This window comes from Fibrobacter sp. UWR3 (genome assembly GCF_900143055.1).
GTDB lineage: Bacteria > Fibrobacterota > Fibrobacteria > Fibrobacterales > Fibrobacteraceae > Fibrobacter.
On the sequence record NZ_FRCW01000005.1, the window covers coordinates 32884 to 47532 of the forward strand.

General features: G+C 54.0%; 14 protein-coding genes and 1 tRNA gene. 4 read left to right on the forward strand and 11 right to left on the reverse strand.

The genetic code is table 11. The annotated features are described in order from the left end of the window. Nucleotides 1-47: 47 nt before the first annotated feature. From BUA44_RS07765 to fabF, 3 genes are all read right to left on the reverse strand, one after another. Nucleotides 48-626 carry a fibrobacter succinogenes major paralogous domain-containing protein gene (locus BUA44_RS07765; protein ID WP_083579537.1) on the reverse strand — a complete coding sequence of 193 codons (579 nt, stop codon included), beginning with the start codon at nucleotides 624-626 and terminating at the stop codon, nucleotides 48-50. A 9-nt stretch (nucleotides 627-635) separates the two neighbouring features. Beyond that, nucleotides 636-1586, reverse strand: coding sequence for a YfiM family protein (locus BUA44_RS07770; RefSeq protein ID WP_255370490.1), 951 nt, complete (start codon nucleotides 1584-1586; stop codon nucleotides 636-638). 136 nt (nucleotides 1587-1722) lie between these two features. Beyond that, nucleotides 1723-2952, reverse strand: coding sequence for a beta-ketoacyl-ACP synthase II (fabF, locus tag BUA44_RS07775; RefSeq protein ID WP_072810532.1), 1230 nt, complete (start codon nucleotides 2950-2952; stop codon nucleotides 1723-1725). Between the two features lie 180 nt (nucleotides 2953-3132). Here fabF and orn point away from each other — a divergent pair, with 180 nt between their 5' ends. From orn to lgt, 3 genes are read left to right on the forward strand one after another with little or no spacing between them, the layout of a single operon-like run. After that, nucleotides 3133-3678: an oligoribonuclease gene (gene orn, locus BUA44_RS07780; protein WP_072810534.1), complete on the forward strand. Its 546-nt coding sequence runs from the start codon at nucleotides 3133-3135 to the stop codon at nucleotides 3676-3678. A gap of 4 nt (nucleotides 3679-3682) precedes the next feature. Further along, nucleotides 3683-5137 carry a penicillin-binding transpeptidase domain-containing protein gene (locus tag BUA44_RS07785; RefSeq protein WP_072810537.1) on the forward strand — a complete coding sequence of 485 codons (1455 nt, stop codon included), beginning with the start codon at nucleotides 3683-3685 and terminating at the stop codon, nucleotides 5135-5137. Between the two features lie 13 nt (nucleotides 5138-5150). Continuing rightward, entirely contained in the window at nucleotides 5151-6026 is an 876-nt protein-coding gene (lgt, locus tag BUA44_RS07790; RefSeq protein ID WP_072810539.1) for a prolipoprotein diacylglyceryl transferase, read from the forward strand. A 30-nt stretch (nucleotides 6027-6056) separates the two neighbouring features. On the opposite strand, the gene BUA44_RS07795 is transcribed toward lgt, so the two are convergent. The 8 genes from BUA44_RS07795 to BUA44_RS07830 all read right to left on the reverse strand — a co-directional run bounded on the left by BUA44_RS07795 (nucleotide 6057) and on the right by BUA44_RS07830 (nucleotide 13531). Continuing rightward, entirely contained in the window at nucleotides 6057-7385 is a 1329-nt protein-coding gene (locus tag BUA44_RS07795; protein ID WP_072810541.1) for a TldD/PmbA family protein, read from the reverse strand. A gap of 16 nt (nucleotides 7386-7401) precedes the next feature. Continuing rightward, nucleotides 7402-7647 (reverse strand): helix-turn-helix transcriptional regulator, encoded by a 246-nt coding sequence (locus BUA44_RS07800; protein WP_072810544.1) that lies wholly within the window; start codon nucleotides 7645-7647, stop codon nucleotides 7402-7404. Next, nucleotides 7647-9428 carry an alginate O-acetyltransferase AlgX-related protein gene (locus BUA44_RS07805; RefSeq protein ID WP_072810546.1) on the reverse strand — a complete coding sequence of 594 codons (1782 nt, stop codon included), beginning with the start codon at nucleotides 9426-9428 and terminating at the stop codon, nucleotides 7647-7649. Before BUA44_RS07805 ends, BUA44_RS07800 begins: the two co-directional genes overlap by 1 nt. A 94-nt stretch (nucleotides 9429-9522) precedes the next feature. Then, nucleotides 9523-9595, reverse strand: a tRNA-Arg gene (locus BUA44_RS07810). A gap of 85 nt (nucleotides 9596-9680) precedes the next feature. Then, the gene (locus tag BUA44_RS07815; protein WP_073113935.1) at nucleotides 9681-11225 is read right to left on the reverse strand and encodes a hypothetical protein; all 1545 of its coding nucleotides are present in this window, start codon (nucleotides 11223-11225) and stop codon (nucleotides 9681-9683) included. A 74-nt stretch (nucleotides 11226-11299) separates the two neighbouring features. Beyond that, the gene (locus tag BUA44_RS07820) at nucleotides 11300-11626 is read right to left on the reverse strand and encodes an SUI1 family translation initiation factor (protein ID WP_072810550.1); all 327 of its coding nucleotides are present in this window, start codon (nucleotides 11624-11626) and stop codon (nucleotides 11300-11302) included. Then, complete coding sequence (locus tag BUA44_RS07825; protein ID WP_083535353.1) at nucleotides 11626-11865, reverse strand: hypothetical protein; 240 nt, start codon at nucleotides 11863-11865, stop codon at nucleotides 11626-11628. Before BUA44_RS07825 ends, BUA44_RS07820 begins: the two co-directional genes overlap by 1 nt. 16 nt (nucleotides 11866-11881) lie before the next feature. After that, complete coding sequence (locus BUA44_RS07830) at nucleotides 11882-13531, reverse strand: endo-1,4-beta-xylanase (protein ID WP_072810555.1); 1650 nt, start codon at nucleotides 13529-13531, stop codon at nucleotides 11882-11884. 229 nt (nucleotides 13532-13760) lie between these two features. Here BUA44_RS07830 and BUA44_RS07835 point away from each other — a divergent pair, with 229 nt between their 5' ends. Further along, complete coding sequence (locus BUA44_RS07835; RefSeq protein WP_072810557.1) at nucleotides 13761-14645, forward strand: tRNA modification radical SAM protein MnmL/YtqA; 885 nt, start codon at nucleotides 13761-13763, stop codon at nucleotides 14643-14645. Nucleotides 14646-14649 lie beyond the last annotated feature (4 nt).

Sequence of the window (14649 nt, forward strand, 5' to 3'; positions counted from 1 at the left end):
CCTGCATGGCAAAGAAATGGATTCTCAGCCGACAACGGCACTCTCGGCTAGTAATCCTTGAGGCAGCGCACGGAATACATGTTGCTGCTCACGTCGAATTCCATCCTGAAATCTCCGGGAGGCTCAAGATGCCAGCCGTAAGCATCGCCATCTTCGGTCGTGGAACTCCAGAAATGCGCTGAAGTTCCCAGTTCCACAAATTCGTCGGTCGCCTTGCCCGCAGGTACCACGTCGAACCCGTAACGGTCGCTGCCATCCCACTTGTCGCGGGACTTTAAACTCATCCAGGCAGCTTCCTTGCCGTCGCTATCCTCGATAAACGTGCGGAAGCGTTTCCATTCGTCGTTCTCGGGCAGGTGCCATCCCGAAGGGCATGCTTTATTTGCCATCTCGAAATTGTATAAACGCCCGTACTTCGCGCAGTTCTCGTTCTTGTTGTCGTAGCAGGCGCTCCCCTTCACGTTGTACGCGAGGTTTTCCGCCATCCATACGCGGCTCCCGATAACAACCGTCCTGTACGTCTTGCCGTCGCGATTATCGCGGAACGTGCCCGTCTGCGGCAGGGCTAGTGCGAATGTCGCTCCAAGCAAAAGCGAAACGCTGGCTATTTTAGTGAAGCTTTTCACACGAACCTCCTAGAACTTTATCGGGTAAAGCAAGTACCAGTGGAATTCCGGGTAAACTTGTATGGTAGGGGCCGGCAACTTGAAGTAATTCAAGTACTTGATAAGCGTGCGGGCCAAGCGGCTCTGCGGGCGGAATGCTTCCAAGTCGTAGTCTAAAGCAAGGTAGACTTCACGGTGCCGATTTTTCGCATGGTAATCCATGGTTTCTTCATTGACACTTATACCTGCCGCAAAAGCAAGCCAGCTTGGGTAATACTTGCGAGCGCCAGCAGGCAGCATTCGGTAGGGTTTAAATGATGCCCAAAAAGTCTGGTTCACGTAATCGTCGGTAAATACGGCATCACCCACATGACCATCATTCTTATCATAATAGGCATCAGAGTTTATCCAATAACTCCACTTAAGGTCCACGTACTTAAACACCGGCACATAACGCTCTGCCATAGGCAAAAAACCACCCAAAGTTCCAGAAAGTACGTCAAAAACACTGAATCCCCATCTAGGCGAATAACCATCCTTGACATCAATCGCAATATGCGTAGTCATCGCGGAGAGCCCCGCAAACAAGTAAGACTGGAACTCAGAAAGCCCTGCCCAACGATAACCTTCGTAGAATGTTTCACCAAGAATCACACCTGCAGCAAAATGTCCAAGTTTGTCCAAGTTTAACGAATATTCGAAATCATTTTCGAAATGAAAATGGCTTCTTTCATCGTCCCACCATCCCTTGGAAAACACAAATATGTACGCAGCCCCAAAAGAAGAAAGCGTCAACGCGCCAAGTCCACCGACCTTCCACCAGGAAATTTCGGACTTGATATCGACGGAATCCTCGCTGCGATAATCCCATGTGGAATCGCGCCAAGTAGGCGGATCATAAGGGGCCGCCTGCGTGGACTGCACAAGGCAAACCAGCGCAAAAACGAAAACAGCAAAGTATTTCGGAAACGATAATCTCACGCATCTAAAGATAGAAAAAGAAAACCCCGTCAAATCCTATCGCTACTGCGTAACTACAGGATGACGGGGGTTCAAGGCAGGTCACGTTAGCCACCAATCAACGACTAATGACTAATAACCAATGACTAACAACCAATTAGTCGCGGGCCAACAGAAGCACGCTGTTCTGGCCACCGAAGCCGAATCCGTCGGACAGGGCGTACTTGAAGTTGTGACTCGTGTTCTTGTTCGCGCAAACATCGAGATGGATGCGTTCATCCTTGTTGAACACGTTCGTCGTAGCGTGAATCATCTGGTTCTGCAGAGACTTCACCGTGATGATGGCCTCAAGGGCACCGGCAGCGCCGAGAGCGTGTCCGATCATGCACTTGGAGGAGTTGATCTTCAGGGAGTCCGATGCACCGAACACCTTCTCGAGGGCGGAGCATTCAGCCACATCGCCGAGCGGGGTCGACGTACCATGAGTATTCACGTAGCCCACTTCCTTCGGGGAAATGCCGGCATCGCGGAGCGCCATCTCGATAGCGAGACGCACGCCTTCGCCGTCTTCGCGCGGGGCGGACATGTGGTGCGCATCGGCGCTCATGCCGACAGCAGCAACGCGGGCAAGGATGTTCGCGCCGCGCTTCTTGGCGTGAGAAAGGCTTTCGAGCACGAGAATGCCGGAACCTTCGCCCATCACGAAGCCGTCGCGGTCCTTGTCGAACGGGCGGGAAGCAGTGGCCGGGTCATCGTTGCGCTTGGAGAGGGCGTGCATGTTGGTAAAGCCAGCGAGGGCGAGCGGGTTCACCGTCTCGTCGGTACCGCCAGCAAGCATGATGTCGGCGCGACCCAGGCGGATAGCGTCAAAGGCCGCTGCGATAGAATGGTTCGATGTCGCGCAGGCGGAAACCACCGCAAAGCAGGGGCCCATCCAGCCGGTGCGGTTGGAAACTTCGCCCGCAGGCATGTTCGTAATGGACATCGGGATAAAGAACGGAGAAACGCGGGTCGGACCACGGGTACCCCAGGTAACCGCGTTGTCAGTGTAAGTGTTCATACCGCCAATACCTGCACCGATAATCACGCCGGAACGAGACGGGTCTTCGGCCTTCGGGTCAACACCGGCATTCTTCAATGCCTGGAAGGCAGAATAGACTGCGTACTGGATGCACTTCGAGAACCTGGACTGGTCTCTGGTGCTAAAGAACTCGGAACCGTCAAATTCCTTGACCGCAGCCGCAATCTGGACCGGCAGTGCAGAAACGTCGAACCTATCAATCTTGGCGACGCCGGACTTGCCCTGCAAAAGGTTGTCCCAGAGGATGTCGGGGGAATTTCCAAGGGCCGAAACACAGCCCATACCGGTAATTACTACTTCTTCCATAGTGTATTCCTGTGTGTAACAAATTAACGAGCCGAATATAGCAAATATTTTTCTTACAATAAAGTGTTTTATTTCTCATTGGCATCGTTGTTTGACGAAGCGTAAAAATAGGCAGACAAAAGGTCTAAAATTATTTTGACAATTTTACACTTCGGTACAAAAAACTAAATTTACAACGATATGGCAAAAAAGAAAAGTTCTAGAAACCTGGTCTGGATGGATTTGGAAATGTCCGGGCTCGACCCCGAAAAGGACGTTATCCTGGAGATTGCCACCATCGTTACCGATGCGGAACTCAACATCCTAGCCGAAGGGCCCGTCATTGCCATTCACCAGAACGAGAACGTCTTTGAATCTATGGACGAATGGAATACCAAGCACCATACGGCGAGCGGTCTTGTAGAACGCTGCAGGCATTCGCAATACTCCACCGCCGACGCCGAAAAGGTGACGCTCGACTTTATCAAGCCTTTTACCGAAAAGGCAAAAAACGTACTGTGTGGCAATTCCATCACGCAGGACAGGCGTTTCTTGTACAAGTACATGCCCGAAATATCGAACTGGCTTTGCTACAGGAATATAGACGTAAGTTCCATCAAAGAACTCTCATTCCGCTGGTATCCAAAACTTGATGAATTCCAGAAGGAAAAGCGCCACGAGGCCCTGAACGACATCCGCGAGAGCATCGCCGAACTCGCCTACTACCGTAAGACCATTTTTAAGTAAATCGATGAAATATTACTACGACCCCCAGAATCGACTCCCCTACAAGAAGAGATTACGTAACCGTTGCATCGCTATTGCCATTTTTGTTGCAGCCTGCGCCCTGATTGGCTCGTGCATATTCAAGAGCGGCGAACGGGCGGCGCAACCGAAAGGATTCGTCGTAAACGGCAATGATCCTACGGCAACATCCAAAGAATGGATCAAGGATACACTCCGTGTGGATTCTTCCATCATCGATTCGCTCAAGGAAGCGCACCGAGCAATCAAGGTGAAGGATCCATTAACCGAGTCCGCAGCAAAGAACCTTTTTTTCGGCGAAGCCAAGGCATCAACGGAAGCCGCCACGAAAGAATCCGAGAGAAATGAAAACCTCGAGAACACGCAGGCAGCCGTAACCGCTGCGGTCACCCCGGAAAATCCCCCCGAGGTAGAAATTGTTGATTCCGTGCATATCAAGAACCAGAAGGACGTGTTCCTCGCCGAGAAAATCGACAACATGCTCAGGCGTTTCAAGCCCATGCACAGCGCGATTCTTGTGGTGGAACCGAACAGCAACGAAATCATTGCCTGGGGCGAAACCAAGGATTACAAGGTGCAGAATGCGCCGGACTACATCTCGCGCAACACCTTCCCCGCCGCATCGCTTGCAAAGACCGTCACGATTGCAGCCGCGATGGAAAGCAACCGCTATTCGCTCAATTCCCCGATACCCGACAGGGGCGCTCACCACACGCTGTACAAGAACCAGTTGCGCGTGCCCGAGAACTATGCGGGCCCGACCATTGAACTGCAGGACGCCTATGCGAAATCCGCAAACCCGCCGCTCGGCATCATCGGCCTGAACGTCGGGGCAAAGCGCCTGCGCGACGCGGCAAAGATGCTCGGCTACAACACGAACTTCCCCGGCGGCCTCCCCGGGCGCTCGAACTATGCACCTCCCGATTCCGGATACGGGCTTGCCGAAGTGAGCTGCGGGTTTATCCAGTCGACAACCCTCTCTCCCCTCCTAGCGGCAGCGCAGGTGCGTTCCATACTCGCCAAGAAACCTCTCGAAATCCCGTGGGCGAAAGACCTCGAAGGCATCGCCCCCAAGCAGCGCATCGCTCTCGACGTGGGTAAGTTCAGCGAGAACACCTACTACGGGCTACGGGCCGCCATGCTACGTTCCGTCACGAACGGAACCGCAAGGAAGCACTTATCGACCAAGAATATGGCCCGCAAGAATTTCAACGCCCTGAACATCGGCGGCAAGACTGGTTCGCTCGACGGGAACGACCCGAACGGACGATACGAATGGTTTATGGGATTTGCACAGTCGAAGGATGACCCCAAGAAGGCGATTATTGTAGTCATCATGCAGGTGCACGACTTGCAGGGCTACCGCTCGCAGCCTGCATGCCAGGTGGCGGCGATGATAATGAACTACTGGGCTCACCAGAAATTATGGCAGACAAACTAAAAGCGAGGACAAAATGGAACCTTCCTGGTGGAACCTTATACCGACCTACTTTGACGGAATCGCATTTACAATTCCCCTCATGAACTTCCCGGTCCACTGGTACGGCGTGATGTACATTTTCGCGTTCGTCACCGCATACTTCACCATGTGGAAAATCAACTCGAAGGAAAATCTCGGGTACACCAAGGAGCAGTTCGACAACCTGTTCATGTGGGCCATCGCGGGCATCCTCATCGGTGCGCGACTCGGGTACGTTTTCTTCTACAAACCGGGCTATTACCTCGCAAACCCGCTCGAAATAATCATTCCCCTCACCCACGACGCACTCGGGTGGCACTTTACGGGCATTGCAGGCATGAGCTACCATGGCGGCATGATTCTCGGCACCATCTTTGCGATTATCGGAATGAAACGCAACAAGATGGACGTGTGGAAAACGCTCAACCTGAGTTTCCTTGCTGCCCCGCTCGCCTATACCTGGGGACGATGGGGCAACTTCATCAACGGAGAACTTTTTGGCGAGGTGACCACAAGCCCCATCGGCATGTTCTTCCCGCTTGCCCACGACAGCCCCATCACGAACCCGATTCTGCACCATCCGAGCCAGCTCTACGAAATGTGCTTCGAGGGAATCATCCTGTTTGCGGTTCTCTATAACCTGAGACGCATTCCGCTATTGCGTGACAAAATGCCCTGCCTCTACCTGATGGGCTACGGCATATTCCGCTTCTTTATCGAATTCTTCCGCAGGCCCGATGCCCACCTGGGGCGCATCGACCTGTTCGGCATGAGCCGCGGGCAGACGCTCTGCAGCCTCATGATTATCACAGGCCTTGTGTGGCTGATTGTGCTGATTTACCGCCAGAAAAAGGCCGTTAAAAACGGCTAGTCCTGGATGCAACGGACCACATCAGTAAACCTAGCAACTCACCGCAAGGTTTGAAACCGCGAGCGCGGGCACCTTTATACCTGAAAACTTGTCGTAGTATTCGCTCCCGACGGCGACAACGTTCTGGATTATATCGAAGAAATTTCCGGAAAGCGTCACGCCATCAACCGGATGCTGGATTACCCCGTTTTCGCACCAGAACCCGTGTGCCCCGATGCTCAGTTCGCCCGAAACAGCATTGCAGCCGGAATTGCCCTCCAGGCGAACAACCAGCAGGCATTTCGGGAATAACTTCAGGAGATCCGCCGTGGTCTTGTCACCCGCAGGCACGTACATGTTCCAGAACGCTGTACCCATCTTCGAACCGAAACCGCGGGCAGCGCTACCTGTTGTACTGCAGCCATCTTTCGCGGCTGTTTCCAGATTGTAGAGAGCCTCGTTAAAGACACCGTCCTTTATAACCTCAACGCGACGCGTGAGAGAGCCTTCGGAATCGAAATAGACCTTGTTGCAGAAATTCTTGGAATTCGGGTCGCTCCAGAGAGAGAACTTTTCGGACGCAATCTTTTCGCCCAGCTTACCCGCAAGGCGGGACATGCCCTTCTGCATGGATTCTGCGATAAACGGCGACCCGTACATTCCAACAAATCGGCCGGCAATGCGTTCCGAGAAAACCACAGGAATTTTTCCGCCTTCAATTCTCTTCGCGCCAAAAAGTTCAGTGGCGTATGTAGCAGCCTTGTCCGCGATTTCTTTCATTGAAATTTCATTCCAGTCGCGACGGCTCTTTACGCAATTACCTAACTTACTGACTCCATCGCGTACTGCGACCGCACCCGCACCGACAGAAACGGAATTGTCCTTGTCGGTGTAAAAAAGCCCGTTACTGTTCGCCACGATAGAGATTTCACGGTTCAGGTCGGCACCGAGGTACGGAATGTTCTTGATGTCGGCGGAACGTGCGAATGTTTCCTTTTCGAGTTCTATGCAGAAATCCTTGAGCTCCGCAAGTGAAAGCGAGTCAAGAGCGGGATTGTAATTCGGGCTATCATCAGGAATCTGCGCGGGCTTCGGAAGCTCGATATTTACAGGCTCCGTCCACTGCGTGTGGCAAACAGCATCCTTGATGGTCTGTGCAATCGCATCCCTGGTAAGGCGCTCGGTGTGCGCATACCCTGGATGTCCGTCCTTGATGACGCGGATACCAAGCCCTACAGAATCGGAAATCTCAGTATTCTGCACCTGCCCCTGGAAAACGGAGATACCCTCGGAATGGGAATTCGAGGCGATAATGTCGAACTGTTCCGCCTCGCCCTTCGCGAGGTCACACATACAAGAAACTGCGTCAGTAATATTCATAGTTTGCCAATGGTCATTAGTTATTGGTCAATATTTTTTTTGCTTTACTGGCAAGCATTCGCCAGTAGGCGGCGGGGCTCCCCGTCACGGACTCGAGCGATTCAGCGAGTTCTCGGGTAATCTCGACGGTCCCTGCAATCAAGCCCTCGAGCGTTTCCATCGGCACCCCGATACGGCGCGCGAATTCGGCCTTGTCCATCTTGAGCCACTCGATACCTTCCAGAATTGCCTGCCCCGGAGTGGGGGTTCCATGCCTAGCCATTAGAAATCAACCTCCTTCCAGCCTTCCGCACCAAAGCGGAGGTCGCGTTCCACGAATTCCCAGATTAAAAGTTTCTTGCCCTTGAGCACGCCTGCCTTGCGGGCGAGCTTTTCACGAACCAATGTGGATGCACCGCCGTCGCTCACGATGCTTGCGACAGGCCTTCCCATTTCCTTCGCGAAGTGCGCAATCCATCCGGCGTTCACAGGCGAGTCGGTCTGGTAGATGCGGCTGAAACTATCTCCGAGAATCAAAATTTGAGACTTACGGAAATCGTCTTTGAAGGGAGTACGCGTTGTGTCGTAATAAAGCGTATCGTCTCCCTCGCATGGATGCATCCTAACATGATAGCATGAATCAAACGCACTTCCCTTAGGACAACTTTTTGTCAAAGCACGCACACAGGCTGCATCATCTTCATCACAGGGATGCTCCTTTGCCAAAAAGCAAGGATCGTCAAATTCGAAGGCTCCTGGACATTCTTTCATCAGAGAATCCCGGCAGTTAGCATAGCTCTGGGCTATACCAATTCTTTCTATGATATTCTGTTGCGACACAACATGCCCCACCACCTGCTGCACCTTGAACACGTTGAACTTGTTGAGTCCGCTCATCTCGCCGATGTCGCCCATGCGGTCGGCCACAGAATCAGATGCAACATATTCCATAGATGGCTCACCGATATCCACGATGCCTGCATCAGCCATTTCACGAACCTTCTTCGCGATTTCCCCCGCAGCAAGTTCTGCCCCGCGCGGAGTCCAGTGCGTATCGTCGTTCAGGTAGAGCGGTCCAAGTTTTGCATCGTCAGCCTTCGCGGCAAAGAGTGGCGTGTACAAATCCACCGTATGGAGCCCGAGGCGAGCAAGCGAATCGAGAATCGCCTTGCCGTGACCTGCGGCAGTCACGCCCCGAGATATGTCCGCGCCGTTAATGCCTGCGACCGGAGATGCGCCAGTCAGCCTTTCGGGATAGATGCTCGGCTTGCCCGGAGTAACCACCACCAGGAGTTCCACGCCCTTCGCCTTCAGCTGGTCGCGGAACCGGAGAATCGCCTGCACCGGGTTATCGAGTTTCGCACTGCGCTCATCCAGCGGGGACGGTTGCACCAGGAATTCCACATCCTGCCGGTAGAAGAGCCAGCGGCCCTCGCCCGCACCGAGAACCACCTTCTCGCCCGGGTCATTGAAGATGTTCCATACCGCGAGCTGGTAACGCGGGCGCACTGCAAGCACCAGCGCATTCTCGTCTTCCACCTTCTTCTCGAAAGCCCGCAGGTAGCGGCTCGTCCATACGCCGTAATGCTTGATGCCCGAAATTGCCCGCACAACCGAGAAATGCCCGAACTCGCCCACCACCGCCTTGAGTGTTGAATCGACGACCTTGAAACTTTCGGGCTCGTCCTCGAGACTCGCAAGCAACGTGTCCGCCTGCTTGAGCAGCTTGTAGCACGCCTCCGCAGTATCGAGCGACGCATACGCATTGACGGTCAGCGCGACCGCCTCCAAGTCGGAAAGGGCCCCAATTACAGGTTCCAGCGCATCCACAGTCTCCGCGCCACCCGCAATGGCTTCGCGCGCACTGCGCCAAGCGCTATCCAGGCGCATCGCCCCCGCAGTCATTTTTGATTCCCGCACGAATGGGGTATAGACAATGTCCTTAAAGATGTCGAAGGAAACAAACCGTTTATCGCCACGCAGGTCCACGACGGCCTGCACCGTAAACGGAAGCAGGAGCAAGATCCCGAACAGGACAACAATTGCAACGTACTTTTTATTCACGATGTAAAGTTACAAAAATGCAAAGGAGATCCCCGACCAAGTCGGGGATGACGTAGCAAAAAAGAAACGCTGGCGGAGTAATCCGCCAGCGTAATACCCGGTCCGCGACTCGAACGCGGAGCTCATCCTTAGGAGGGACGCGTTTTATCCTGTTAAACTAACCAGGCATGCAACCTTCAGGCCTTGCGGTCTTTCAAGTTCGCGACAAATATAACTAAAAGCGCCCGTTTTGTCATCGGGGCGAAAGTCCGCCTAGTAAGCGTGGTCGCAGTCCACGTTCTCCTTGCCCTTGATGCCGTTCGCGCATTCAATCAGGCCCTGGAGTTCGCCGTTACGGAACGTACCCCAGCTCTTCTTGTCCTGCTTCTCAGTCAAGCAGACCTTGTTCGTGGTCGTGGAATCAATACCTTCCTGCCCGTTCACCGGAATCCAGTCGTAGCAGGTTTCCTTCACGGTAAACGTCATGTACTTGCCGTCGAGCTTGCCGTCGCGGTAGTTACCGAAGGAATACCCGAGGTCGTTCGGGCCATTGAGTTTGCCCTTCTTGTAGTCAATCGTGACCTTGTCCTTCGGCTTGTTCTTCTCGCGCTCTTCCTTCATCTTCTGGAAAGCTTCCAGGGCCTCTTCCTTGTCCTTCTTCTTCTTGATCTTGGAGATGCGCTTCATTTCCTTCTTGTCGGCAGCCTCAATCGCCTTCACGTCTTCGACAAACGGGTAGTGCACCACCACGCGTCCGTGAATCTCGTTGTTCCAGTACGGGATTTCGGCCATAAGGAATCCCTTGTGCGAGAACATGTTCACCATGCCGTGGACAGCGCCCTTCCTGTAAGGCACTTCCAGGTGCAAGAAGTAGTACTTCTCGAGTTTCTTCTTCAGTTTCTTGTCGGTTACCGCAATGTTGTCCATCGCGCTATAACGGTAGAACTTGGCCGTGCCGTTCTTTACGCCGTGCACGTAATCGACTGTGTAGAGCACCTTGCCAAAGTCCTTGCCCTGGCGAACCGGAAGCGTAAGGTCGTTGCCGAAGCCGGTTTCTCGGCCGTGGAACTTACCTTCCCCATCGACATTCATGATATTCTCGACATAGCCGTTCACGAGAAAGCCCGTCCACGTATTGCCGTCCTTGCAACGCACGTCGCTGTAGTCGGGGAAACTACCGATGGACTCGGGCAAAAGCTTCTCGGGCAAGCCGGAAATGCTGAACACGCCCTTCTTGTCCCAGTCGAGAAAGCGTTCCGTACCCGGACGTTCATGATACTGGAAGAAGCAGAGAACGCTGTCGGCTTTTGCCTTGTGGTCCTGGAAATACTTGCCGAAATCGGTCAGGTTGGAATCGTCGTCCTTCTTGGAAGGCTTTTTCTTGGAATCGGGGAAAGTCTGCGCGATGGCGTCATGTACCTTGCCGGAATCCGCAAAGGCGGAAAGCGTAAACCCGCTATTGTTCAGGTGGTCGACGCACAGGTCAAGGCTCTTCTGGTAGGTTTCGCTTGTGTCACTGCAGTCCTTGGCACGGCACGGGAGAATCTCGTACTGCGGCAAATCCCAGACCTTGTTCACCTTCGTGAGGATTTCGCCTTCCTGCCAGTCCACGCCTTCAGTTTCTTCCACATTGAAGCATCCGCAAATCCAGCCGTCACCGTAGGTCTTGATACCCAGGCGCGAGATTTCGGAGGCATCTACGTGGGCAACGTTTTCCATCCAGCAATCGAAATACTTCGGCGAGAGTTCCTGCGCAGAAGCAAGAACGGATAACACCGAAACAGTAGCAAAAACAGTTTTAAACAGGCGTATTCTCATTTTTCATTTCCCTATACGCCTTAAATATAGACAACTTTTCAAAAAAAAGAGTGCGAATGGCCGATTCGAACGAATTAACCGCCCGAGAGTTTGACGGTATAGCCCTTCTTTTCGAGTTCTGTTTTCAAAATATTACGTTTGTCGCCCTGGATTTCGATATTGAAATCCTTTACGGAGCCACCCACCCCGCACTTCTGCTTGAGCGTGCGGGCCAAGTCCTTCAGTTCATCCTCGTCGAGCGGGATTCCCGTAACGACGCTCGCCATCTTGCCGCCACCGAGGCGCTTCAACTGGATGCGCACGACTCCGTCACCCTGGGGGCGTTCCGCCTTGGGCTTTTCTTCCTTGACACGGCCAACCCCGGTCGCAAAAACAAGCGTAGAACGATCTTCGATAAACATTACTCGCCCTCCTTCGGCTCATCATCCTTGCCATCCTTTATAATCGGGTGCTCCATAGGCACGTTGCGCGGGTCCGGCTTATTGAACACGAGCGCGCAAACGACAATGACTGCGATGTAGAAAAGCACTGCGGCAAGGAGCGCAAGCAAATCGCCCGACAAGGCCTGCACCTTCACGAAAATGAGGATGCTACAGGGCATGGCGAGCAAACACAAAATACCCGGTAGAGATTTTTTCATACCGGGAAATATAGTTTTATCTGAGATCGACCATCTCGCTCTTGCCGTCGACGGTTACCTTGTACTTGCCGGGGTAACCGCGGAACTTCACGACGCCGTTCTCGTCTGCCTTGAACGTGCCGTTGGTGGTCCACACCTTGTGCCACAGGTCGTAGATGAGCTTGGCGGCAGGCTTCTCGCGGCCGTCCATGGCTACGATACCGCCGTTCTTGACCCAGTGGCGGCCATCCCAGAATCCCCACAGCACAATACCTTCCACGGCTGGGTGGCTGAAGGCGATGCGCAGGACCATCTCGTAGCGGCGGGCCTGTTCGTCTTCGCCGAAGTACATGCCCTTCTGCCAGTCGCCAAAGTCTAGTTCGGTAATCTTGATGGGGAGCCCGAGGGAGCCGAGCCTGTCGAGGCGCTTCTTGATGAAGTTCGGGTTCAGCTGGCGGTCACCGAAGTGGCACTGCACGCCGATGCCGTGTACGGGCACCTTGCGGTCGAGCATTCCCTTCACGATGTCGTAGAGGCGCTCGGTTTCACCAGCGGCCACCACGTTGTACTCATTGATAAACAGGCGTGCATCCGGGTCGGCACGGTGAGCCCACACATGGGCGCTATCCAGCAGGTCCCAACCGCACTTGTTGAAGATAAACGGCTCGTGGAAGGCTTCGTTCCACACGTCGTATTCCTTGATGCGGCCCTTGTATTCCTTCACGTCGCGGGTGATGCGGTCCTTGATCTTGTTCGAGATGTCCTTGCAACTGCCCTGGTTGCTGAAATGCTTGTCGAAGCCGTAGCCCTGGTGACCCCACACGAGCGTATGGGCGCGGAAGCCCCACTTGTAGTCGTTCACGTAGTCCAGGTACTGCTTGAACTCGTCGCGACGGATCTTGCCCTTCTTGGGTTCGTATTCCGGCCACTTGAACTGGTTCTCGGGCACGCCGTACCAGAAGTACTTGTTGGCGGTCTTCCTATACCAGGTCTCCACGCTGTCCTTGCTCGGGTATAGCGCGAGAGCCGTACCGAAGGGGAAAGCGTGGCGCATGAGTTCCACCTTCACCTGCGCACCGGGGGCCGCCTTCACGGTCAGTTCCTTTTTGCGGAGGCTGTCGATGCGGGCGGCGGAATTGTTGTACCAGGTCATGTCGTCAAGGCCTTCCACCTTCTCGATTTCCACGTCGTCCATCTGCATCCAGCCCTTCGCGAGGCCCACATGGAACGTGACGTTGTTGAGGCCGTAGCCCTTCTGATCGGCAAGGAAGGTCATGGAATAGGTTTTCCATTCATTGGTGAGCATGAAGGACGCGCTTTCCTTCTGGCGCCAGTCGGGAGCGCCTCCCTGCACGATGGCGTTGATAGGCATGTTGCCCTTCGCCTTGAACGTAAGCGTATAGTATGCGGAATCGGCGAGCCACTTGGGGGGCTGCAGCTGCAGGCCCCAACTGGGGTTCGGAAGTTCTTTCACCGTAACCTTCACGCCCTCGGAGCCATCCACACCGAGGCCCATCTGACCGAGCTGCAGGTCCACCTTCGCCGGGCCATCCGGATTGTTCCACAGGTACCAGCCGCCGTCGCCATACGACATGTCGCCGTTCGTGAGCACGTTCTGCGCAAGCGCCGGAGCGGCAAGCAGGGCAGCGGTAAGGGCAAGCGTGGATTTCGCATTCAAAAAATTCATAAGGACCTCATATTCACCAAAATGTTTCGCCTAGAATATAATAATGGCTAGGCATCATCTCCCCTATAAAATGCCTTTTTTCGGTTACAGTAAGGAACAATATTGTCCACAGAAATGCCAAAGTGTATCAAGTGTATTTAATCTACAAATGGATTCCCTTTCCGTATCTAGGCATTTTTTCTTTCGCCTTTCGTCTATCGTCTTTCGTCTTTAATCTATCTTTCCCTATATGCACTACACACCCTACCGCGATTTGCTCCTCAAACTATTCCCGAACTACCTCAAGGTGCGCAAGCTCCCGCTGAACGGCGGCATGAGTTGCCCGAACCTCGACGGCACCAAGGGTTTCTCGGGATGCAGCTACTGCAACAACCGCAGCTTTAGCCCGGTGTTCGACCAGGCGAAGGTCAGCATCCAAGAGCAGCTCGATAAGTTCGTGCCGAGGCTCCGCGAAAAGTACCCGAATGCGGGCATCCTCGCCTACCTGCAGCCGTACACGAACACGCACGCCCCGCTCGAGCACCTGAAAGGGATAATCGACCCGATTATCAAGCACAAGGAAATTGCGGGGCTCGCGATAGGGACGCGCCCGGACTGCCTTGAAGACGAGAAGATCGAATACCTCGCGGAACTGAACCGCAAGAAGCCGATTATCGTGGAAATCGGGCTCCAGACGGCAAACGACCTGACGCTTGCGGCAATAAACCGCAGGCATACACTCGCAGAATTCGAGGATGCGGTAAAGCGCTGCCAGGCGGCGGGTCTCACCGTCACCACGCACGTGATTGTCGGGCTGCCCGGTGAAACGCTGGAAGACTTCAAGAAGACGGCCACCGTCGTCCGCGACCTGCACCTCGCCGCCGTGAAAATCCACCCGCTGCACATCGTCGCGGGCACCGTGATGGCACAAGATTTTTCCGCAGGCGAAATCAAGCTGTTGGAATTCGAGGAATATTGCGCCGCCGTCGCCGAGATGATTAAAATTATCGGGCCAGATACCGCCATCGAGCGTTTCAGCGGCGAAAGCCCGAGCGACATGCTCCTTGCCCCCAACTGGTGCGGCGAGCGCGACAAGATTATCGCGGAAGTCGAAAAGTTACTCAATAAACAATAGCCGA